Source organism: Tritonibacter sp. AK171, assembly GCF_030127025.1.
Taxonomy (GTDB): Bacteria; Pseudomonadota; Alphaproteobacteria; order Rhodobacterales; family Rhodobacteraceae; genus Epibacterium; species Epibacterium mobile.
The window spans coordinates 1,895,429-1,917,028 of sequence record NZ_CP126134.1 but is presented as its reverse complement, the minus strand read 5'-3'; the positions used below and the strand labels follow the sequence as shown (position 1 = coordinate 1,917,028).

Below are 21,600 nucleotides of genomic sequence, written 5' to 3'. Positions count from 1 at the left end.
AACCCTCGCATCGATTGAAACATGGCCTGGCCACCCCGTAATTTCCCTGCATGCGTGCGGGTCACAGGGGGCGATTGCGCTGGGTTTTTCGGAGTTTCGAAACATTCTCGTTGCTGGAGGGTTGAAAGGCGGAGGGGGGATGCTCAGTTCTTGTGGAGCAACATTCCTGTTGCTGGATACTTTGAGCGAAGGATACTCCCCGTGAGCCAGAAACCCGTGAGCCAGAACCTGTTTGCCGCAACCACCGCCGGTGCCCTTGAGTTGACAAATCGCGTGGTGATGGCGCCGCTGACGCGCAACCGCGCCGACGACACCACCGGAGAGGTGCTCGACCGTCACGCCGAATACTACGCCCAACGCGCCAGCGCCGGTCTGATCATCACCGAAGGCAGCCAGATCAGCGCCGAGGCCAAAGGCTATATCCAGACCCCCGGCATCCACACCGCCGCGCAGGCTGCCGCATGGCGCAAGGTCACTGATGCGGTGCATGCCAAGGGCGGCAAGATCGTGATCCAGCTGTGGCACGTGGGGCGGATCACCCATGACTCGCTGCTGCCTGAGGGGGTGAAGGCCGTCGGCCCCACCGATCAGGCGGCGGAGGCGCAGACCTTTACCCATGCCGGGTTTGAACCCACCGCGACGCCCGAGGCGCTGACCGTTGCAGGCATTCAGCGCGTGATCGAAGATTACGTTCAGGCCGCAAAATACGCTAAGGAGGCAGGATTTGACGGCGTCGAGCTGCATGCCGCCAATGGCTATTTGCTGGAACAATTCCTCAAGGATGGGGTCAACACCCGCAGTGATGCCTATGGCGGCTCGGCAGAAAACCGGGCGCGTTTCCTGTTTGAGGTGCTGGACGCATTGGCCACCGTCTGGGAGCCGGGGCGCATTGGCGTGCGGCTGTCGCCCTTTGCCAGCTTTAACGATGTCTCCGACAGCGACCCGGTGGCCCATTACACCCCGGTGATCGAACGACTGAACACCTATGGTCTGGCCTATCTGCACCTGATCGAAGGCGACACTGGCGGCGCGCGCGAAGGAGATTTCGAGACCCTGCGCCAGCTTTATACCGGAACCTATATGGCCAACAACGGCTATGATCGCGAAACGGCCTTGGCCCGGACCGAAAGCGGCGCGGTGGATCTGGTGGCCTTTGGGCGGCCCTTCATCTCCAATCCGGATTTTGTGGCGCGCCTGAAGGCGGACGCCCCCTTGGCTGAAGGCGATCAAGCAACCTTTTATGGCGGTGGTGACAAAGGGTTCACCGACTATCCGACGCTGGAACTTCAGGCGGCGGAATAGGTCTCGACCTTCGGCCAGATCACCTTAGCTTTATTAACGCAGGCGGGGAAATCCGCCTGCGGATCAACGACAATTTACGCCCGCTTATTGGCGACGGAACGGCATGGGCTGACGATGTTAGGGCTTTGCTCACCGTTTCACCATTTGCGCCCTTGTGGTCAGATCATGCACGGGGCATTCTGGTAGACAACGTTTGAGGCAGGGCGGTTGAATATCTCGACCCGCCTGACCAGATAAATAATCCGAGTGAGGAGACGACCGCGGTTGCCGAACATACGGGGCCTGGCCGTCTTGCTAAGAAAAAGGACCGAGTATGCAAGAGCCTCTCAATTCCTCCTACCCCGTACTGCCGCTGCGCGACATCGTGGTTTTCCCCCACATGATCGTGCCGCTGTTCGTGGGCCGGGAGAAGTCGGTACATGCCCTCGAAGAAGTCATGTCCGATGACAAGCAGATTCTCTTGTCCAGCCAGATCGACCCGTCCGAGGACGATCCGGATCAGGATGGTATCTACCGCACTGGCGTGCTGGCCAATGTGCTGCAACTGCTGAAGCTGCCCGACGGCACCGTGAAGGTGCTGGTTGAAGGTCATCAGCGGGTGAAGATCACCGAGTTTCTGGACAACGACACTTTCTTTGAGGCCCGCGCCGAGGCGCTGTCGGAAATGCCCGGCGATGTGACCACCACAGAGGCGCTGCTGCGCACCGTCGGTGATGAGTTCGAGCGCTACGCCAAGGTGCGCAAGAACATCCCCGAAGAGGCGCTGACCGCCGTCGGTGAAACCACTGAGCCTGCTAAATTGGCTGACCTCGTGGCGGGTCATCTCGGCATTGAGGTGGACCGCAAGCAGGAGCTGCTGGAAACCCTGCCGATCAGCGAGCGGCTGGAGAAGGTCTATGCGCTGATGCAGTCCGAACTGTCGGTGCTGCAGGTCGAGAAAAAGATCAAGACCCGCGTTAAGACGCAGATGGAGAAGACCCAGCGCGAATACTATCTGAATGAGCAGATGAAAGCCATTCAGAAGGAACTTGGCGACGGCGAAGATGGCGCCGGCGAAATTGCCGAGCTGGAAGAAAAGATCGAAGGCACGAAGTTGTCGAAAGAGGCCCGTGAAAAGGCCGATGCCGAGATCAAGAAGCTCAAGAACATGTCGCCGATGTCGGCCGAAGCCACAGTTGTGCGCAACTACCTCGACTGGATGCTGTCGATCCCGTGGGGCACCAAATCCCGCGTCAAAAAGGATCTGGGCCGCGCGCAGGATATCCTCGACAAGGACCACTATGGTCTTGAAAAGGTGAAAGAACGCATCGTCGAATATCTCGCGGTGCAGCAGCGTTCTGCCAAACTTAAAGGTCCGATCCTGTGCCTTGTTGGCCCTCCGGGCGTGGGTAAAACCTCTCTGGGCAAATCCGTGGCCAAGGCGACGGGTCGCGAGTTCATCCGGATTTCCCTGGGTGGCGTGCGCGACGAGTCCGAGATCCGCGGCCACCGCCGGACCTACATTGGCTCCATGCCGGGCAAGATCATTCAGGCGCTGAAAAAGGCCAAGACCACGAACCCGCTGATCCTCTTGGACGAGATCGACAAGATGGGGCAGGACTTCCGTGGCGATCCGGCCTCGGCGATGCTCGAAGTGCTTGATCCGGAACAGAATGGCACCTTTGTGGACCACTATCTTGAGGTTGAGTATGACCTCTCGAACGTGATGTTCCTGACCACCTCGAACAGCTACAACATGCCGGGCCCGCTTCTGGACCGGATGGAGATCATTCCGCTCTCCGGCTACACCGAGGACGAAAAGCGCGAGATCGCCAAGCAGCACCTGATTTCCAAACAGGTGAAGAACCACGGCCTGAAGGCCAAGGAGTTCGAGCTGACCGACGCAGCACTCACAGAGATCATCCGCACCTACACCCGCGAGGCAGGCGTGCGGAACCTCGAACGTGAGATCGCCAAAGTGGCCCGCAAGGCGCTGACCTCTATCGTCAAGAAAGAGCGTGAAAGCGTGAAGGTGACGCCTGAGAACCTCGGCGATTTCCTCGGCGTGGCGAAGTATCGCTACGGTCTGGCGGAGCTGGAGGATCAGGTCGGGGTTGTCACCGGGCTTGCCTATACCTCCGTGGGCGGGGAGCTGCTGTCCATCGAGGCGCTGCGCCTGCCGGGCAAGGGTCGGATGAAGACCACCGGCAAACTGGGCGATGTGATGAAGGAGTCGATTGAGGCGGCAAGCTCTTATGTACGCTCCGTCTCGCCGCGTCTGGGCATCAAGCCGCCACGCTTTGACAAATGGGACATCCACGTCCACGTCCCCGAAGGCGCGACGCCCAAAGACGGCCCCTCGGCGGGTCTGGCGATGGTGACCTCCATCGTGTCAGTGCTGACGGGCATTCCCGTGCGCAAGGACATCGCCATGACCGGCGAGGTCACCCTGCGCGGCAATGCGCTGGCCATCGGTGGTCTAAAGGAAAAACTGCTCGCGGCGCTGCGCGGTGGCATCAAGACCGTTCTCATCCCCAAAGAGAACGAAAAAGATCTGCCAGAGATCCCGGACAACGTGAAAGAAGGGCTGGACATCATCCCGGTCGATCACGTCTCTGAGGTGCTGAAACACGCGCTGGTCAGCCAGCCCGAAGCGATCGAGTGGGACGAGGAGGCCGAAGAGGCCGCCGCCGCTGCCGCCGCGCTGAAAGGCGGAGACGCCAGCGGCGCCACGGCGCACTAAAGCACCGTCGCGTATTGAGTGTGATGCAGGGCGTCCCGGTTCGGGGCGCCCTTTCTTTATGCAGGGCGTCGTTGGGTTGGGTGCGGTGCGATCCTTAGGTTTCGCGGTTTTGCACCAGATGGCGGCGCCGCCGGGAGGGCAGGCGGGTTTGATCCACGCGGGCCTGTCCCGCGCGTGATCCGGATAACGTCTTCAGATCGGACCCCCTGTACCTTTGGTTGAGAGGTGATCTCTGGGGGCAAATCCCGGTCCGGAGGTGTCAATTCCGGTGCCATGTCGCGACATTTGTCACTGTGCCACAGAAACCTGAAAATCCAGCAACCCCAGCGCCCGCTTGCTATGCAACAGGATGCGAGGCTCTGCCTCGCGCTCCGGGATATTTGGAGTTAGAAGAGAGCTGGGGGGTGTTTCTCATCTTTTCTTCTAACTGAAAATATCCCGGGGTGAATTGGCCGCAGGCCAAGAGGGGCAGAGCCCCGAATGTTGGGTTTTCCATGATTTTCTGCCGGTTATGCGCTAGGTTCACCGCAGAAGGTGATCTGCGTGCGCTCGAGTATCGAAATCCACGCAGGTGAGACGAGCACAGAAAAACAAAAGGCAGGACCCATGGCAAAACCCCGCACCCCCTCCGCAAGCCCGAGGCCGAAACACAGAACCGCGCGCATTGCGCCCTCATCTCCAAAGGTAGAGGTTGCGACATCTGCAGTTGAAACAGCGGTGGATTCGTCCTCTGCACCTGTGGAGCAAACCCCAGTTCTTGAGCTACGCAAAAAGGAGTTGATCGACCAAGTTGTGGCGCGCAGTGGTGTGAAAAAACGCGATGCAAAACCTGTGGTTGAGGCCATGCTGGCGGTTCTTGGTGAGTCCATTGACGCTAAACGGCCGCTGCATCTGGAGCCGATGGGGAAACTGCGCGTAAACCGCAGCAAGGATACCCCAAACGGGCGCATCCATATTTGCAAATTGCGGCGTAAACCTGCGATTGCCGAAAAGCCATCGCAGGAGCAAAAAACTGCAAGTACCCCTCTTGCGAAGCCTGAGCGCTGAGGATAAACACCAGCCTCACGGGTGATTAGCTCAGTGGTAGAGCGCTTCGTTCACATCGAAGATGTCAGGAGTTCAAATCTCTTATCACCCACCACCTTACCTCTTGAAAACAATGAGATTTATAAGATCTCGACACTAATGTACAAAGTGTTCCTTGGTTCTTTGAACCTAGCGGTGTGCCTTCAGGTTCATAAAGTCCAGCACATTTACGGCGTCGGTCATGTGTTCTGGCAGGTAGCGACCGTAGGTCGAGAACGTGATTGCTGTGTTGCTGTGGCCTAAAACTTGGCTCACTTTTTCCAACGGCACACCACTGGCCAGCATCGTTACCGCCGCCGTGTGCCGCAGATCGTGGATCCGGACATGCCCGATCTTTGACCTGGTCACCGCACCTTGAAACCCTTTGCGGATCGACTTGATCTGTCCGCCGGCATATTCGACGACATGTTCCGAGAGGGCGGCTCGATACGCCACATCCAGCGCGGCGCGGGTGCTTGGGTTCATCGGCACGACGGCGCGGCCTTTCCTGGTCTGGGAATCTTCGAGCCTCAGATTGATTGTGCCCCGGTCAAAATCTACACGGTCCCAAGTGAGATCCAGAATCGCGCCAACCCTCCCTGCGGTGCCGAGAAGCAGGGTGAGAGCGAGCCTGATGTGAGGTTCAATTGCGCCATTGATCAGTGCGCGAGCTTCACCAGCGGAAAGGATGCGCTTGTCTGTCAGGGGTTTGGCAGGGCGCCATATCTTCGGCGCGGTTTCGATCATCCTGGTGTCGCAGGCGAATTTCAGAGCTGACCGAAGGTGGCCGAGTTCGGTGTGGACGGTGCCTTGGCTCTTCCCTGCTGCGCGGCGCAGCGCCTCGTACTCGATGCAGGTCTTTCTCACCACGTTGTCGGGGCGCAGGTGTCCGAAGTGGGGCAGAATTGCTTTTCCGGTCCACTTCATCGTCTCAGCCGTGGGCTTGCCCTCGAGGTCTTCCCGGTAGGCTTCCCAAATTTGCGCAATAGTCGGGTTCTGGGGGCGGCTCGAGAATGTGGCCGCGCGATAGACCTCTATCGCCTCGGATTCTGCTTCCTTTCTGGTGCGTGCCTCAAGTTTACGACGCACTCGCTTTCCGTCTGGCCCCGTCCAGTAGACGCACAAGCCGCCGCGCAATCTTCCAATATTGACGTCTGGTGACCTGCCCCCCACTGGTCCCTCGTTCATGACGAGAGTCTGCGGGTTTGATTTTGGTAGTCGTCGGTTTCGGGCTTGGCAAGCGCGCCGGGCGCGGAGCCCTCAAATTGCTCAAGCGTCCGGCGCGCTTCGGCCGGTGTTTTGTTCCCGAGCGATGAGTGCGGCCTGACGGTGTTGTAATCGTAACGCCAGAGCGCCAGCTTCCGGCGGGCGTCGTCCAGGGTGTCAAATATCTCCTCGTTCAGCAGTTCGTCGCGCAGGCTGCCGTTGACTGACTCGATAAAGGCGTTCTGCTGCGGCTTCCCTGGGTCGATATAGTGCCACGGAATTGCGTTCTGATCGGCCCACCTCAGAATGGCCCGGCTCGTGAACTCTGTCCCGTTGTCGCTGACTATGCATCCGGGTTTACCGTAGATCCGCACCAGCGCATCCAGCTCACGCGCAACACGCGCGCCGGAGATGCTGGTGTCAGCAATCAGGCACAGGTTTTCGCGGCTGCAATCGTCTATCACTGCCAGGATGCGGAATTTCCGGGATGCCCCGAAGCTGTCAGCCAGGAAGTCCAGAGACCAGCGCGCATTGGGACACGCAGCCTCCGGCATCGGGGAGCGCGTTCCACGGGACCGCTTGCGGCCGCGCCGCCGCTTCACTGACAGCCCTTCTTCCCGGTAGAGCCGATACAGTTTTTTGTGGTTCATTCTCATGCCCTTGCGCTCAAGCAACACGCCAATCCGGCGGTAGCCGAACCGGCGCCGCTTTCCGGCGATCTGCTGCATCTCATTGCGGATCTCAGGGCAGTCCGGCGGGCGTTCGCGCCGGACTGTCTTTGGGTCGACACCGACAAGCCGGCAGGCCCGGCGCTGCGAGATGCCGTGATCCCGCATCGCCCTGAGCGCTGCCTCTCGCCGCTTGGTCAGCGTCGTCAGTTCTTTCCCAGAAGATCCTTCAGAACCACATTGTCCAGCATCGTATCGGCCAGCAGCCGCTTCAGCTTGGCGTTCTCGTCCTCCAGCGCCTTCAGCCTCGCGGCCTCCGACACCTCCATGCCGCCGTACTTGGACTTCAGCTTGTAGAACGTTGCAGGGCTGAGCCCGTGCCTGCGGCACACCTCCGTCGTTGGTATGCCTGCCTCTTGCTCCTTGATCATCCCGATGATCTGCGCCTCGGTAAAACGGCTCTTCCGCATTCGTCTGCTCCTTAAGGGTTGGGCAGACTCTACATCATGGTGAGGGATTTCGCGGGGGGCAGGTCAGCTCCGCCGCTACTGGTACATAGAGGTGGTACATCAACAAGGGATGAGGGGTGCCGAAGCCAATTCGTATCGGTGCCAATCCGAACTATTATTTGAGGTTTGCTGTGCCCGCTGCGATCCAAATTGCTGTGCTGTGGAAATTTGACCTCAACCTCTGATGAGCGCACGATATGTCGGACAGTCTGATCTGCGGCGGGCAACCTGATTGGCGCTGTGAGGATCAGATCCGCGATACAGGTTGCCCGGCAGAGGTGTTGTTTGGTTCAGTTCATGACGCCAAGGGTGAATGTCATCTGACATTCAATGCCCTTTAGAAATCAGTCCAATCCCCATTTGAAACGCGTTGCCCGCGGCGTGGTGGTTCGAACACAGCCACCTCGGGCTGATCACTGCGCGTTCTGGTTCGTCCGTCAGAGCCAACCTCTATGAGTGGAGAGCCACTGGTCGGCGCGGGCTTGCGCGGCACTTGAGGTTGTGCCTGAGCGGTGCCTTTGCGCAATGTAAACCGACCGACCTGACTTTCGAGAGATGCAGCCTCTTGCTGGAGCGTAGCGGCTGCGGCAGATGTTTCCTCGACCATTGCAGCGTTGTGCTGGGTCACCTGATCGAGCTGCGTTGCGCCCACGTTGATTTCGCCAAGCCCAACGGATTGTTCGTTTGCACCCGCAGCGATTTCTGACATCTCGTCGGCGACGCGGGCAACGCGCTCCACGATGTCGGTGAGGGAGTCCCCTGCGCGGTTGACCAAATCGACCCCGGTTGTCACTTGGGCAGAGCTGGCTTCGATCAGCTGTTTGATATCCATGGCCGCCTCAGAAGAGCGCTGCGCAAGGCCGCGCACCTCGGAGGCCACGACCGCGAAGCCACGACCGACCTCGCCTGCGCGCGCGGCCTCAACGCCGGCGTTCAGAGCCAACAGGTTGGTCTGAAAGGCGATGTCTTCGATGACATTGATGATGTGTTTGATCTTTTCCGAGGACTTCTCGATCTCTGACATGGCGACCACCGCATCTCTCACGATGGTACCGGAGGTTTGGGCATTTTTACGAGTCTCGGAAATATTGCGTTCCGCATTGGAGGCGGTATCCGCGGCCGAGCGGACGGAGGTTGTCATCTCATCAAGCGCTGCAACCGTTTCCTCCAGCGTGGCAGCCTGGCTTTCTGTGCGGCGCGCCAGCTCATCAGAACCCACGCTGATTTCATCTGAACGCGCGCGAATTTCCCTGATGCTCTCGGACAGCTTTGCCATCATGTCATTCAACGTGTTGACGGTCAGGTTGAAGTCCTCTCGCAGGGCCTCATAGGAGCCGGAGAAACGGACATCAATCGTGTGCGACAGATCGCCTTTTGCGAGGGCTTGCAGGCTCTTGGCGAGTGTTTCCACAACCCGCGCCTGCTCTGCTTGCTGGCGGTCCTGTTCCTGCTCCATCTCTTCTTTTTCGAGCAAGCGTGCGCGCAGGGCTTCGACAGATGCGGCCATTGTGCCGACGTCGTCCTGGCGTTCGGTGCCCTGCACGGCATCACTGTATTGCCCGGCGGCGAGTTTGTTGACAGAGGCGAGCATGTCGCCAAGGGGGCGTCCCACCAAGGCCCGCGCGGTCAGGTAGATCGTGCCCAGCGACATTATCAGGATCAAAACCCCGCCTGACACGGAAGAGAAGACGGCCTCGCGGACCGGGTTGCTAAAGACTGCGGCCGGGACATCCAAAATTGTGGCCCAGGTTGTGTTCATGCCGGGCGCGGTGAACGGAAAGACGAGGCGGGTAGCTCCATCAGGAAGCCCCTCGATCACCCGTGGTGCACCGTCTGCCAAGGCCGCCTTAAGGAGATCCGCCCCGGCGTCGTCATAAGGTTGGGTCAAGATTGCTTCATCTGGGTTGGCGAGCCATTTGCCGCTGCTGTCCACCAACATCACGCGTCCACCTTCGAAGGTTTCGAGCGTTGCGAGCATTGTGGTCAGATCTGTCAGTACGATGTCGACGCCGGCCACGCCGAGCGTTTGCCCATCGACGATGACGGGAACAGCGACCGAGGTCAAAAGCCGGCCTTCCTCAGAGAGGTAAGGTTCGGTGATGATTCCTTTTGCGGTGTTGACCGGCACGGCAAACCACTGGGCGCTCGCGTCGATCGCAAAGGTTGCAAAGTCCAGACCACCCTGCGCAGCCTTTGTCCAATAAGGGGTGAAGACACCGTTGTCGTTGCGACCCTCCGATCCTGTCAGAAAGGCATCGGTTCCCCCATCGGGCAGGCCCGCCATCCACGCAGAAAAGACTGTATCGTACTGTGTGGGAACACCACGCAGGATTTCGATCACATTGGCGGTGGTGGCGTTGCCAGTGGACATATAGCCCGAGACCGCGCCACTGACGGCTGCACCCGCCGACGTCGCTTGTGTGATTTGAACCGCAATGGTCTGGGCAATCTCTCCTGCCGTTTCACTGGCGAGTGCCATGACCTGGTGATCGGCCTGTCGCGACGCGCGCCATCCGCTATAGCTGATGTAGCCCGCGAGAATGACAGTGATTGCTATTCCGGTCGCTAGGACCAGTTTACCCGCTACCGTTTTGAAAAGATCGCTCATGGCTGATGCGCCCCGAATATCCAACTATCTATCGGCTGGTATCAGGTTGAACTTGCCAAACCTTTAAACTGAGGCGCGCAATTGGCGCCACCAGATCCGGTAGCGGCCGTGGACACCACACCGTGGGCGGGACATCGGTTTTCCGACTGTTCGCCACTGCGGTGAAATTGACTTTTTTCGCAGTAGGGGCGATATCACCTTTATGGTTGAGAAGGACATCCACATTGTCGCCCGGTCAACCGGTATCCCCATGGCGGGATGCCGGGGTGACGATCACGCGACCTAACCACGCCGATTGCCAGCCTCGGCCTCGCCCCATTTGGACGAGGTCTCTTGGCGTGGAAAACGTGCCTCGTCCTGCTTTTTATCAGGAGATACACATGGCACAGAATATCTACGACAATCCCGACTTCTTTTCAGGCTACAGCCAATTGCCCCGGCAGGTGCAGGGGCTGGATGGCGCGCCGGAGTGGCCCGCCATTCGCGCTTTATTGCCGGAGCTTGCAGGCAAGCGCGTGGCGGATTTAGGCTGCGGCTTTGGCTGGGCGTCGCGCTGGTTGCGCGCGCAGGGGGCGGACAGGGTTCTGGGACTAGACCTGTCGCAAAACATGATCGACCGAGCGCAAGCTGACACCAGCGATTCCGCTATCACCTATCGCATTGCCGATCTTGATAGGCTTGAACTGCCCGAAACCGCATTTGATCTGATCTATAGCGCTCTGACCTTCCACTATGTGCAGGATTTTGAGCGGTTGATCCGTATGATCTACGCGGCGCTGAGCGCGGGTGGTGATCTGGTTTTTACCATCGAACATCCGATTTTCATGGCCGCAGCACATCCGCACTGGATCGAGGATGAGGACGGGCGCAAAACTTGGCCGGTCAACGGGTACTCAAACGAGGGCGAACGCCGCACCGACTGGTTCGCCAAAGGGGTGTTGAAACACCACCGGACACTTGCCACAACGATCAACACCCTGATCAACGCGGGGTTCACCTTGCGCAGGGTTGAGGAATTCGCGCCCGCGCCAGAGCAGATTGCAGCGATGCCGGAATTGGCGGAGGAGCTGGAACGGCCAATGATGTTGATGGTTTCGGCGTATAAGAACTGATCTCAGCGCAGCCCGATCATGGTGTTCGGGCTGCGTGCTCTACCGATAAGGTGTGGGGCAATGTGGGCCGGGGTAGGGGGCAGGAATGCCTAGTCTAGCGCTCGTTGGCGCCTTTTCCGTCGATGATCTTATCGCGAAATTTCGCGATCCGGCTCACCCTCGTTTCCTGTTTCTTGGCACCGTTGAGGTTAATGACGTAACTTCTCTGCCGCCCGCGTGTCAGGGCGTGAAAGGCCTCTGACAGCTCCGGGTCGGCATCGAGCGCTTCGACGAGTTCTTCGGGGAGGTCGAGCGCGCTGTCGTCCTTTGGGGGCTTCTGACCCGTCGCGGCATAGCCTTTTGCCTCTTGCAGATAGGCGAGGATGACATCTTCCATCTGCGCCGGGCCGCTATTTGAGGTAAAGCGGATCAGGTTTGAATGTTTGGTGTTCGGACCTTGTCGTTCGAGGATATTTTCGGCGTCTTTCATCAGCGCAGCGTTAAAGAAGCTAAGCCCGAAGTCCTTCCGAAACGCTCCCAAAAGCGCGATGTTGCGATCTGCGAACATGTAACAAGGATGGCCCCATTTGACCGTCTCTTTCAAATCGGCCGAGAGGCAAATACTGCGCAACTGCGCCAGACCCTCTTGCCAATCCTTGATTGAGCAATCCGGTGTGCTGAAGCGCGCGCAACGTCCGCAGCCTTTAGAAAAATAGGTCTCGATATCTGTGATCATCATATCGCAAGCCTATCACGCCGTGGTGTTATGCGCATCTTTTCTGTGGTTCTGAGCCTCTGGCGGTTGTCTCGGTTACACCCCGACTAGGCTTGCCATGTCATGCGTCCGGCGCAGAATGTGAAGGCGGCGCGCGCTTGGTTCAGGGTCTCAGGATCCATGGTTTCAAGGTTATGATCCATGACGGCAATGTCGGCCATCATACCGGGTTTCAACTTGCCTTTGCGGGTCTCGTTGAATTCGACCCAAGCGTTTCCGGCGGTGTAGCTTTCGAGCGTATCCAGCAAGCTTTGCGATTGGTCACGCCAAGGCGCGCCGAGTTTCAGCGGAGCGACAGCGCCCTTGATCGTGGGCATCACATCCACCGGGATCACTGGCCAATCTGTCGAAAAGATCACCTTTGCGCCGCTGTTGCGGATGTCGGCCCAAGCATAAGACAGGGGGATCTGCGCGTCATGCAGCATCGCGCGAACGCCTGAGGGGGGGAAATAGCCACCAAACGGTGCGTGGCCCGGTTGGATCGAGGCGACCACGCCCAAGTCCTTGAACCGGGGCAGGTCGTCCGGATGCAGCACCTCGATATGTTCGATCCGGTGGCGGCTGTCTCTTGCGCCATTGGTGCGGCGCGCGGCCTCGTAGCCATCAAGCGTGCGTCGGACTGCGAGGTCACCAATCGCATGGGTGGCGATCTGCAGGCCCATGGCATCGGCGCGGATACAGGCCTGATTGAAATGCTCGGCCTCAAAAACAGCGTCCCCGATGTGATCGGTGCCGGGGTAGGGCTGCAACATCAGGGCGGTGCCGCTCTCGACCACGCCGTCCATGAACATTTTCACCCGGTTGCACCAGACCATATCACTGTTGAAGCGCTGCCGCATCTCTTGCGCCTCTGAGAAACGGTCCAGCGGGTCGGGGCTTTTGTAGTGAAATGGCACCTCCGTCCGGCACAGGAGCGTGCCGTCGCGCTCCATCTCCGAGAGGAGTTCCAACTGATAGAAATTGCCGTCCATATTATGCAGACCGGTGATCCCATGGCTGGCACAATGCTGAAGACCGCGTTCCAGCGCGGCCTTATCCAGCGTGCGTTCCGCCAATGTTGCAGGCGGTACCGGATCCGCGCCGGTCACCAGCCCCATCATGTCGCGGCCTGCGTGGCGGGTCATGCGCAACACCGGCGCATAGGCTGAGGGTTCCTGCAACTCGCCGCTGGCCAGCCCGTCAGAACCCATCACCACCTGTGCTCCGGCCTCGACCTCGGCCCCGTGCAATAGACCTGCGGCCTCCAGTGCGGCGGTATTGGCCCAGACCGTGTGGTGGTCGGGGGCATACATGGCAAAGGGGCGGTCCGGCAGGACCCGGTCCAGCGCTTGCCGCGTGGTTTTGATGCCATCCCCCAAAATGGCGTAGTCGGCTTGCACCGCAAAGACCAACTGGTCATCGGTGTTCCGCTTGGCCCAGTCGCGCACCACCTCGGTCAGCTGGGCCTCGCCTTTGATACTGGTGAGATCAAGACAGGCCAATTCGACCGAGCCGCCAAACAGATGGACATGACTGTCGATGAAACCCGGCAACACCGTAGAGCCAGCAGCGTCGATCACGCGGGTGGAAGGCCCCGCCAATGCGCGGATCTCTGCGGTGGAGCCAACCGCGGTGATGACCCCATCTGCGATGGCCAGGCCTTCGGCGTAGGGGCGCGCGCTGTCAAAGGTGATCAGGCGCCCATTGAGGATCACGGTATCTGGGGCTTTGGTCATAATGGGGTCCGTCTTTTTGTGGATGGGCCGCGCCGTATCAGGACGCGACCCGATGTGTCATCAGATCTGGCGCGGTTACTTGGTCAGTTCGGTCCAGATCTTAGAGTAGATCTTCAGCACCTCGGGCGGGCAGCTTGTCGCCAGATAGCCTGCGTCCTGCAGACCCTCGGGGACGACAATTTCGGGTGCCGTGGCCATCACCTCATCCATAAAGGGCTCTGACCCTTTGATGCCATTGGCGTAGCGGGCAAAGTTCGACAGCAGCGCGGCGTTTTCCGGTGCCATGATGTAGTTGATGAACAGTTTTGCGTTCTCGACGTTCTGCGCATCCGCGAGGATTGCGGCATTGTCCATCCAGATCGAAAACCCGGTCTGAGGGTAGCCGAAGGCGATGTCATCATTTTGCAGACGGGCGCGAAGGGATGCGCCGTTCCAGTTGGTCCCCGCCGCAAGGTCACCTTTGGCAAATTTCTCAATGTTGCCATAGGCCATGGAGAGCCAGTGTTTCTTGGCTTCGACCAGTTTGTCGCGGACCTTCAGCAAGACGTCCTTGTCGGAGGTACATTGCTCGCCGCCCATATAGTGAATGGCCATGCTCATCACGTCGACCATTTCTGGCACCACGTTGATTTTGCCCTTCAGCTCTTCGGGGGGATCAAAGACCAGCGCGGCCGAGTTGATATCGCCGGAATAGACCGCCGTGTTCACGGTGACGCCCACGGTGCCCCATTGCCATGGCACGGTGTAGTCGCGGCCCGGATCAAACTCCACATCGACCCAACGCGGGTCCATGTTTTTAAAGTTTTCCATCTGGTTTGGCATCGACTTCATCAACAGCCCTTCGCTGATGAAGATCGGCACATAGGTGCCTGACGGGACCACGATATCATAGCCATGACCACCCGCCTTGAGCTTGGCGAGGGCGGTGTCGTTGCTGTCATAGTCGGTGATGGTGACGTCGATGTCGAACTCTTGTTCGAACTTTTCGATCAGTTCCGGGCTGGTGTAATTGCCCCAGTTGAAGATGTTCAACTGTCCCTCGGCCGTGGCCGCCGTCACGGAGACGGTTGCAAGCGCCGTGGCTGCTAGCAGATGTTTCATGGGTCTTCTCTCCTGTCGGATGTTGGGTTTTGATATGCGGCCAGTTTCATCCGGCTCGTGGTTTTCGGCTTATTTGCGGGTCTTGTTGATAAAGAAAAACGCCGTGACCATGATGACTGAGATGGCCAGAAGGGCGGTCGAGATCGCGTTGATTTCGGGTGTGACCACCCGGCGCAACTGCCCCAGCATATAGGTGGGCAATGTGTCCTGTCCCGCAGATTTCACAAATTCGGTGATCACCACGTCATCAAGCGAAATGACAAACGCCAGCATCGCCCCGGCCAAAATCCCCGGCCACAGCTGCGGCAAGGTGATGTGGCGAAAGACCTGAAGGGGCGTGCCGTAGAGATCAGATCCCGCTTGTTCGAGGCTCAGATCCATGCCCTGTAGGCGCGCGCGCACCGGCATATAGGCAAATGGAATGCAAAAGGCCGAATGCGCGAGGATCAAGTAGCCAAGCCCGGTGTAGCCGGTGAAGGATTTCACCACGGCAAAGACGATGAGCAGCGACACGGCGGTCACGATTTCGGGCACCATCAGCGGTTGGTTGACCATGGCAAACACCACCGTCTGTCCCCGCCATGGTTTGCTGCGGGTGGTGCCCAGCGCCGCGAGAACCGCAGCGGTGGTGGCCACGGCAGAAGAGGAGGCCGCGAGGATCAAAGAACGGATCGTGGCATCCTTGACCTGTTCGTTTTCCCAAGCCGAGGCATACCAGCGCCATGAGAAACCTTCCCAGATTGCAATCGATTCACCGGCGTTGAAGGAGTAGGCCACCAACAAGATGATGGGCAGGTACAGCAGGATGAAACAGCCCATCGCAATTGCGGTAAAGCCCGGCTGACGGCGAACATCAAATCCCTTACGCATTGTGTTCGCCCTCCCGTCCAATGGCACGCACGTAAAAGACCAGCGCCACCATCACCACGGCCAAAAGCGTCAGCGCCAGCGCGGCCCCAAGCGGCCAATTGCGCAATTGTCCAAACTGCAATTCAATCAGATTGCCGAGCATCAACTGCTTGCCTCCGCCCAGAACGCGCGGGGTCACATAGGCCCCGAGACACGGCACAAAGACCAGAATAGACCCGGCCACCACGCCCGGTTTGACCAGAGGGAAGATGATGCGCCGCAACACCTGAAGCCGGGTCGCGTAGAGGTCATAGCCTGCCTCCACAAGATTGAAGTCGAGCCGCTCCATCGAGGCGTAGATCGGCAGGATCATCAGTGGAAGGTAAACATAGGTCATGCCCACCAGCACCGAAAACTCTGTGTAGAGCATCTGGATCGGCTCATCTATCACGCCGCTGGCCATCAATAGGGTGTTGATGGTGCCTTGGTTGCGGATCAGCTCCATGATCGCGAAGGTGCGGATCAACAGGTTGGTCCAGAAGGGGATCATGATCAACAGCATCCACATATCCCGTCGATGCGCGGGGCGGGTGGCGATGAAATACGCCGTGGGAAAGCCCACAATCAAACAGAGGATTGCCGTCATCAGCGAGAGTTTAATCGAGCGCCAGAAAACTAGGAGATGGGCATCGGCGAGCTTGAGTTCTTCGGTGAAAAAATCTCTTTCGGCGACCACATTGAACCATGGATCGAGCGAAAACTGCCACTCCACGCCGCCATAGTCTCCGGGCGTCAGGAAGGAATAAATCACCACCACCAGAAGGGGGCCACTGGCAGCAAGGCTGAGGATCGCGAGGGCCGGGGTGAGCAGCAACCAGCGGCTGCGCCGTTCGCGGCGGGCCCGTGTTTCGGGGCTTGGGGCGGGGTCGGACAGTGCCATATCGCTCATCCGATCAATCCTTCAGGATCTGAGCGGTGCCGGGGGCAAAGTCCAGTCCCACCCGATCGCCCGTCGCCCAGTTTTGCGTGTGGCCCGGCTGGTTCTGGCGGCGCAGAATGAACATTTCTCCGCTCTCCAGACCCACATGATAATGCGTATCGGTGCCGAAATAGACGACGTTTTTCAGACTGCCGGCCAAGAGCGCGCCGTTTGGATCGCACAGATCAGCGTGTTCCGGGCGTACGGCAAGGGTCACGGAGGCGCCATTCGTCGCTGGAGGCTCGCCCTGTGCAGGTTTTGCCATGATTTCCGCACCAGACGACAGCCGCACCTTGGAGCCAGCGTCCTCGGTCGAGAGCATCTGGGCCTTGAGGAAATTGGTGTCACCGATGAAATCCGCCACAAAGCGTTCCGCCGGGTGATCATAGATATCACGTGGCCCGCCGATTTGCCGGATGGTGCCCGCATTCATCACCGCGATGCGATCAGACATGGTGAGCGCCTCTTCCTGATCGTGGGTGACAAAGACAAAGGTGATACCGGTTTCATGTTGCAGGCGCTTCAATTCCAGCTGCATCTCTTTGCGCAGTTTGAAATCCAGCGCGGAGAGCGGCTCGTCCAGCAACAGAACCTTCGGACGCGGCGCGAGGGCACGGGCCAGCGCGACACGTTGCTGTTGACCGCCCGAAATCTGAGCGGTCTTGCGGTCGGCCATGGCCGTCATCTGCACCAGTTCCAGCATCTCTGAAACGGTGGCAGAGATTTCCGCCTTTGGCCGCTTAAGCATCTGCAATCCAAAGGCAATGTTTTCTGAAACCGTCATATGCGGGAACAGTGCGTAGGATTGAAATACCGTGTTGACCGGACGATGGTGCGGCGGCTTGCTGAGCAAGTCCTCACCGTCCAGCGTCAACTTTCCCCGGGTTGGATCAAGGAAGCCCGCAATGGTGCGCAGAAGGGTGGTTTTGCCACATCCCGATGGCCCGAGGAGCGTGAAAAATTCGTTGGATTGGATCGTGACCGAGACATCGTCCAGCGCGGTAAAAGCAGTTGGCCCTTCTCCAAATGTTTTGGTCAGGCCCTCTATTTCGATCATGCGTGCGCTCCCTGTTGGCATTGCGAGCGCGACGCGCTCGGGTGTCCTGTGATCTGGGTAAAATGCCCGAATGCAATTTGCTGGCTTCTGGCGGCCTTTCGCGGCATCTGCCCGGTCAGCTTGCGATTTGATCAAATTGAGAGTCAATAATTTTTAACGCAGACGCGATGTGTGCCACTTCTATAGGCATCGCGAGGCGAACCGGTGAGCGCGCGGGGTGGTGGTGGTCTTTTAGACCTCTCTTGACGATGGTTTTGCGACTGTCGAGACGACTTGAGATGCGGCGGGGCCTTGATGTGCTTCCCGGAGTGCGTTGGAAGTTCTGAATAAAACATGCCGACAACCAGACTGGTGAGGACGCGCGCGCAGCCGCAGGCCTTACGCCCGTGCTGGTTGGGCGTCGTTCAGATCACATCAGATCAGTCTCCAGGGCATCTTGAGAGAAGACGAGTAATGCAAGTCTTTGGAATGCAATCAGATTTTCTCAACCGAAAGGTATGATCATATATGATCACATAGTTTAACGGAAAAACTGCGCATGGCCTCTGCTGATATATGAGAATGAAATCTTATCATGCGGCTAGGCTTTGTCGCGCACATCGGTTGAGCACAGCGACGCGGATCTGGATTTACGAAATGAATCCCCTGACACGATTTGCGCAACAAAGCATATCGTGACGCGAGAGGCGTGATCACGCAGCGCGATGTTGAGCCGCAGGCGATGCTGATCTTGCCCCGGTCTGGTATCTGGTGGCGTCGGATCCGGCGCGACAGGATTTCAGGCATTTCCGCATGGACCGCATCAGTGCACCGGAATGCGTTGAGGGCACGTCTTTTCGCCGCCGATATGTCCCGTTCAAGAGCGATGTGCGACCGCTACAGCCAGCCTCTGCCTGACGGTGTAATCGGACAGGACCTTACGCGTGATCGAGGCGCAATTGGTAGAGGCGGCGCACCGCTGCGCGATCATCGATGCGGTTTTTGAGATCATCCAGCAGGCCCGCATATGTGGCGTGGCTTTCGTGGCGGGTGTGCGGCCAGTCGCTGCCCCAGACGAAGCGATCCGCCGCCAGCAGGCTCAGCAGGCGGTCGACATGGTCTAGACCCTGCGCTGAACCCCGGTAAGGCGCTGAAATTTTGACGTAAAAACTCTCTCTCTCCGGTAGCGCATCCAGCGCATTTAACCATGGCTCCTGCGCTGCGGTGGTTTCGGGCAGGCCGAGATGGTCGATCACCACAGGCAGCGGCAGATCTGCCAATTGCGGCAAAAGCGGCGCGAGGCGTTTGCTTTCCAATTGCAGTTCGAGGTGCATGTCGTGGCGCGCGAGGGTCCGCATCAGCGATTGTACGGCAGAGGAGGTCAGATCCGGGATTGTCGCCCCGGCCACAAGATTCCAGCGAATGGCGCGCACCCCAGCAGCGCAGAGCCGCGCGATTTCTGCGTCTGGAGTGTCAATGTCGATGACGGCAACCCCGGCAAAGCGCCCGGTGGGCAGGTTTTGCAGGGCCGCCAACATCTGACTGTTGTCGGTGCCAAGGAAACTGACCTGCACAATGACACCGCCAGACAGACCATGTGAATCCTGAAGCGCGCGCCAAACTGCAAGCGGGGCAGGGCGCGTGGGCAGATAGCGCACCGCGCCGTGGGCGACGATCTGGTCATAGACATGGGCGTGGCAATCGAAATGTATCACCGGCAGAGTCCTTTGGTTATTCGGTTCTATATAGAACCAGTTGACTGATGCAGTCAAATCCTCCATTTTCGCGTCAGTGAAGAGGAGGAATCATGGTTCAGGCACAGTCTCGCTTTGATGATCGGCTGCCAGCGTATCTGCGGTTGCGCGATGAATTGGCCAGCCGGATTGCCGCCAGCGAATGGTCGGCAGAAGAGCCTCTTCCGTCTGATAACGCCTTGGCGCGGGACCACGGGCTGTCGGTTGGGACTGTCCGAAAAGCTGTGCAACAATTGGTGGACGAGGGTCTGTTGGAGCGCCGTCAGGGGACGGGCACGTTCTTGCGCAAACCCGCATTTGACGCGACGCTCTTTCGCTTTTTTCAAGCGCGCGAGGCCAACTCCGAAGCCTCCATTCCGACCAGCCGTCTGATTTCGCGCGTGCGCACCACCGGGCCCGATCATGTGGCGCAGGCGTTGGGCACCGGTGACGTCATTCGCATTGAGCGTCTGCGGTACCTGTCTGAGCAACCTTTCCTCTCGGAGGAGCTTTATATTCCCTATGCCAGCTTTGCCGGGTTTGAGACGCTCCCCGACAGTGAGGTGGGTCCGCTGCTTTATCCTGTTTATCTCGACCGTTACGGCGTGTTTGTGAACCGCGCGGAGGATGAGGTGCGCTTTGGTGCGGCGGACGGCGTCACGGCAAAGCGCCTTGGGCTGGAGCAAGGCGATCCGGTGGCCGTGATTGAGCGCACGGCCTTTACCGTGGCGGGCGAGCCCATTGAGTGGCGCATTGCCCGCGGGCGCGCCGACAGTTTCCGATACCGCAGCCGCATCGGCTGAGAGCTGCCAAATACCTGACATCACACCTGAGGGAGGACACTTTTATGAAACATCTTGCCATCACGGCCGCCGTGCTTGCACTGGCGACGCCCGCGTTTGCCGAATACCCTGAGCGCGCGATCGAAGTGACCATTCCGGCACCTGCCGGAGGAGGCACGGACACCAGCGCGCGCAAACTGGCCACGCTTCTTGAAGAAGAGCTGGGTGCTTCGATTGCAATTTTGAATGTGGCAGGCGGGGGTGGCTCCGTCGGTGTGACACAGTTCATGTTGCAAAAGCCCACCGGCTATTCGCTGCTGGCAACTTGGAACAGTCCGATCACGACGGTGCCGCAGGTGCAGCAGACCGCCTATCAACCTGACAGTTTCACCCCCATCGCTTCGACCTCTGAGACGGCATACACGCTTTGCGTCAAACCGGATTTTCCGGCGGACACGGGGGAGGCGTTCTTGGAGGAGCTTGCTGCCAATCCGGGGAAATATACCTACGGGAACGATGGTATCGGCGGCACGATGCAACTCGCGGCGGAGCGGATTTTCCAAAGCCGGGGTATCGAGGCGGTTGCGATCCCCTTTGGCGGCGCAGGCGAGACCTTGCAGAATTTTCTGGGGGGACATGTCGATATCTACGGCGGGTCGATCTCACCGGTCTTGCCCTATACCGAGACGGGCGAGGCCAAATGTTTGCTCGTCACCTCTGCTGCACCGGTGAAGGCGCTGCCTCAGGCGGCAGGGTTGGAAAGCCTCGGTCTGGGAGATGAGGAAACATTGCTGTGGCGGATGGTTTTGGGGCCTGCAGGCATGGATGCGGATGTGGTGGCGACCCTGTCGGCGGCACTGGAGAAGACCGTAAATGACCCCGCATATGTAGAGTTTCTCGCCACCAAAGGTGAAATTCCAAATGTCGTAACGGGCGCGGCGCTGACTGCACGGGTGCAAGGTGAGTATGACGCGCTCGCTAAAGTGGCCAAAGCGCTGGGGCTGAGCCAGTGACCGAGCGGCGGCAGGACATCCTGCTTGGTGGCGTCTTTGCCGCCGTCGGCAGCACCGCAGCCTTGATGGCTGCGGAGTATCCGGGGGCGTCGGGGATTTACCCGACGGCCTTGGGATGTGTGGTTGCGGGCTTGGGCGCGTTGGTTGCAATCCGCGCTACTCTGCGAGGGGCAGACCGCCCGCGCGCATTGGTCGAAAACGCGCCCCGCGCGGCCCTCACGCTTGGGCTGGCGGCGCTCTATCTCGTCTTGGTGCCGGTGCTTGGATTTTATCTGGCCTCGGCGTTGCTGGTGATAGTGGTGCCGCTGTGTCTCGGCTTTCGGCGGCCCCTCTACAGTCTGGTGAGCACGGGTGTTTTTATCGGGATCGTCTGGCTGGTGTTTTCTGTCGTGCTTGAAAAACCGCTGCCTGCGCCGGTTTGGCTGAGCTACTGAGGAGCTACAAAC

17 protein-coding genes, 1 tRNA gene and 1 pseudogene are annotated in these 21,600 nt (G+C 59.0%); 9 read left to right on the top strand and 10 right to left on the bottom strand.

Features of this window, described 5'->3' with window-relative positions:
- Positions 1 to 201 precede the first annotated feature (201 nt).
- The 4 genes from QNI81_RS09030 to QNI81_RS09015 all read left to right on the top strand — a co-directional run bounded on the left by QNI81_RS09030 (position 202) and on the right by QNI81_RS09015 (position 5,165).
- On the top strand, positions 202 to 1,302 hold the full coding sequence (locus QNI81_RS09030) for an alkene reductase (RefSeq protein ID WP_283966296.1): 1,101 nt from the start codon (positions 202 to 204) through the stop codon (positions 1,300 to 1,302).
- Between the two features lie 313 nt (positions 1,303 to 1,615).
- Positions 1,616 to 4,024 carry an endopeptidase La gene (lon, locus tag QNI81_RS09025; RefSeq protein ID WP_283966295.1) on the top strand — a complete coding sequence of 803 codons (2,409 nt, stop codon included), beginning with the start codon at positions 1,616 to 1,618 and terminating at the stop codon, positions 4,022 to 4,024.
- Positions 4,025 to 4,630: 606 nt separating this feature from the next.
- Positions 4,631 to 5,071: an HU family DNA-binding protein gene (locus tag QNI81_RS09020; RefSeq protein WP_283966294.1), complete on the top strand. Its 441-nt coding sequence runs from the start codon at positions 4,631 to 4,633 to the stop codon at positions 5,069 to 5,071.
- A 19-nt stretch (positions 5,072 to 5,090) separates the two neighbouring features.
- Positions 5,091 to 5,165, top strand: a tRNA-Val gene (locus tag QNI81_RS09015).
- 74 nt (positions 5,166 to 5,239) lie between these two features.
- On the opposite strand, the gene QNI81_RS09010 is transcribed toward QNI81_RS09015, so the two are convergent.
- From QNI81_RS09010 to QNI81_RS09000, 3 genes are all read right to left on the bottom strand, one after another.
- Positions 5,240 to 6,178, bottom strand: a complete 939-nt coding sequence (locus QNI81_RS09010) for a tyrosine-type recombinase/integrase (RefSeq protein WP_283966293.1) — start codon at positions 6,176 to 6,178, stop codon at positions 5,240 to 5,242.
- A 95-nt stretch (positions 6,179 to 6,273) separates the two neighbouring features.
- A protein-coding gene (locus QNI81_RS09005; RefSeq protein WP_283966292.1) for an IS3 family transposase occupies positions 6,274 to 7,433 on the bottom strand; the annotation gives its coding sequence in 2 pieces (ribosomal slippage) (positions 6,274 to 7,184 and positions 7,184 to 7,433; 1,161 coding nt in all).
- A 376-nt stretch (positions 7,434 to 7,809) separates the two neighbouring features.
- Complete coding sequence (locus QNI81_RS09000) at positions 7,810 to 10,080, bottom strand: methyl-accepting chemotaxis protein (RefSeq protein ID WP_283966291.1); 2,271 nt, start codon at positions 10,078 to 10,080, stop codon at positions 7,810 to 7,812.
- 380 nt (positions 10,081 to 10,460) lie between these two features.
- Between QNI81_RS09000 and QNI81_RS08995 the strand changes: the two genes are divergently transcribed.
- Complete coding sequence (locus QNI81_RS08995) at positions 10,461 to 11,192, top strand: class I SAM-dependent methyltransferase (protein WP_283966290.1); 732 nt, start codon at positions 10,461 to 10,463, stop codon at positions 11,190 to 11,192.
- 94 nt (positions 11,193 to 11,286) lie between these two features.
- On the opposite strand, the gene QNI81_RS08990 is transcribed toward QNI81_RS08995, so the two are convergent.
- From QNI81_RS08990 to QNI81_RS08965, 6 genes are all read right to left on the bottom strand, one after another.
- A complete protein-coding gene (locus QNI81_RS08990) occupies positions 11,287 to 11,910 on the bottom strand; it encodes a YdeI/OmpD-associated family protein (RefSeq protein WP_283966289.1) in 624 nt (207 codons plus the stop codon).
- An 83-nt stretch (positions 11,911 to 11,993) separates the two neighbouring features.
- Entirely contained in the window at positions 11,994 to 13,661 is a 1,668-nt protein-coding gene (locus QNI81_RS08985; RefSeq protein WP_283966288.1) for an amidohydrolase, read from the bottom strand.
- 75 nt (positions 13,662 to 13,736) lie between these two features.
- Positions 13,737 to 14,762: an ABC transporter substrate-binding protein gene (locus tag QNI81_RS08980; protein WP_009178648.1), complete on the bottom strand. Its 1,026-nt coding sequence runs from the start codon at positions 14,760 to 14,762 to the stop codon at positions 13,737 to 13,739.
- A gap of 69 nt (positions 14,763 to 14,831) precedes the next feature.
- The gene (locus QNI81_RS08975; protein ID WP_283966287.1) at positions 14,832 to 15,632 is read right to left on the bottom strand and encodes an ABC transporter permease; all 801 of its coding nucleotides are present in this window, start codon (positions 15,630 to 15,632) and stop codon (positions 14,832 to 14,834) included.
- Positions 15,625 to 16,560, bottom strand: a complete 936-nt coding sequence (locus QNI81_RS08970; protein WP_283966286.1) for an ABC transporter permease — start codon at positions 16,558 to 16,560, stop codon at positions 15,625 to 15,627. The genes QNI81_RS08975 and QNI81_RS08970 overlap by 8 nt, the downstream gene beginning before the upstream one ends.
- 4 nt (positions 16,561 to 16,564) lie before the next feature.
- Complete coding sequence (locus QNI81_RS08965) at positions 16,565 to 17,647, bottom strand: ABC transporter ATP-binding protein (RefSeq protein WP_283966285.1); 1,083 nt, start codon at positions 17,645 to 17,647, stop codon at positions 16,565 to 16,567.
- A 667-nt stretch (positions 17,648 to 18,314) separates the two neighbouring features.
- Here QNI81_RS08965 and QNI81_RS08960 point away from each other — a divergent pair.
- A pseudogene (locus tag QNI81_RS08960) lies at positions 18,315 to 18,544 on the top strand (helix-turn-helix transcriptional regulator); the annotation flags it as partial.
- A 20-nt stretch (positions 18,545 to 18,564) separates the two neighbouring features.
- Here the strand turns inward: QNI81_RS08960 and QNI81_RS08955 are convergent.
- Positions 18,565 to 19,341, bottom strand: a complete 777-nt coding sequence (locus QNI81_RS08955) for an amidohydrolase family protein (protein WP_283966284.1) — start codon at positions 19,339 to 19,341, stop codon at positions 18,565 to 18,567.
- Between the two features lie 92 nt (positions 19,342 to 19,433).
- On the opposite strand from QNI81_RS08955, the gene QNI81_RS08950 reads away from it, so the two are divergent.
- From QNI81_RS08950 to QNI81_RS08940, 3 genes are read left to right on the top strand one after another with little or no spacing between them, the layout of a single operon-like run.
- Positions 19,434 to 20,162 carry a GntR family transcriptional regulator gene (locus tag QNI81_RS08950; RefSeq protein WP_283966283.1) on the top strand — a complete coding sequence of 243 codons (729 nt, stop codon included), beginning with the start codon at positions 19,434 to 19,436 and terminating at the stop codon, positions 20,160 to 20,162.
- A 44-nt stretch (positions 20,163 to 20,206) separates the two neighbouring features.
- On the top strand, positions 20,207 to 21,154 hold the full coding sequence (locus tag QNI81_RS08945) for a tripartite tricarboxylate transporter substrate binding protein (RefSeq protein WP_065330720.1): 948 nt from the start codon (positions 20,207 to 20,209) through the stop codon (positions 21,152 to 21,154).
- Positions 21,151 to 21,588, top strand: coding sequence for a tripartite tricarboxylate transporter TctB family protein (locus tag QNI81_RS08940; RefSeq protein WP_283966282.1), 438 nt, complete (start codon positions 21,151 to 21,153; stop codon positions 21,586 to 21,588). Before QNI81_RS08945 ends, QNI81_RS08940 begins: the two co-directional genes overlap by 4 nt.
- Positions 21,589 to 21,600: the final 12 nt, after the last annotated feature.

Bases quoted from the DNA above. Each gene is read 5' to 3' on its own strand.
- QNI81_RS08970 (WP_283966286.1), bottom strand. From the start codon at position 16,560: ATGAGCGATATGGCACTGTCCGACCCCGCCCCAAGCCCCGAAACACGG.
- QNI81_RS08990 (WP_283966289.1), bottom strand. From the start codon at position 11,910: ATGATGATCACAGATATCGAGACCTATTTTTCTAAAGGCTGCGGACGT.
- QNI81_RS08995 (WP_283966290.1), top strand. From the start codon at position 10,461: ATGGCACAGAATATCTACGACAATCCCGACTTCTTTTCAGGCTACAGC.
- QNI81_RS08980 (WP_009178648.1), bottom strand. From the start codon at position 14,762: ATGAAACATCTGCTAGCAGCCACGGCGCTTGCAACCGTCTCCGTGACG.
- QNI81_RS08985 (WP_283966288.1), bottom strand. From the start codon at position 13,661: ATGACCAAAGCCCCAGATACCGTGATCCTCAATGGGCGCCTGATCACC.
- QNI81_RS08965 (WP_283966285.1), bottom strand. From the start codon at position 17,647: ATGATCGAAATAGAGGGCCTGACCAAAACATTTGGAGAAGGGCCAACT.
- QNI81_RS09020 (WP_283966294.1), top strand. From the start codon at position 4,631: ATGGCAAAACCCCGCACCCCCTCCGCAAGCCCGAGGCCGAAACACAGA.
- QNI81_RS08945 (WP_065330720.1), top strand. From the start codon at position 20,207: ATGAAACATCTTGCCATCACGGCCGCCGTGCTTGCACTGGCGACGCCC.
- lon (WP_283966295.1), top strand. From the start codon at position 1,616: ATGCAAGAGCCTCTCAATTCCTCCTACCCCGTACTGCCGCTGCGCGAC.
- QNI81_RS08950 (WP_283966283.1), top strand. From the start codon at position 19,434: ATGGTTCAGGCACAGTCTCGCTTTGATGATCGGCTGCCAGCGTATCTG.
- QNI81_RS09000 (WP_283966291.1), bottom strand. From the start codon at position 10,080: ATGAGCGATCTTTTCAAAACGGTAGCGGGTAAACTGGTCCTAGCGACC.
- QNI81_RS08975 (WP_283966287.1), bottom strand. From the start codon at position 15,632: ATGCGTAAGGGATTTGATGTTCGCCGTCAGCCGGGCTTTACCGCAATT.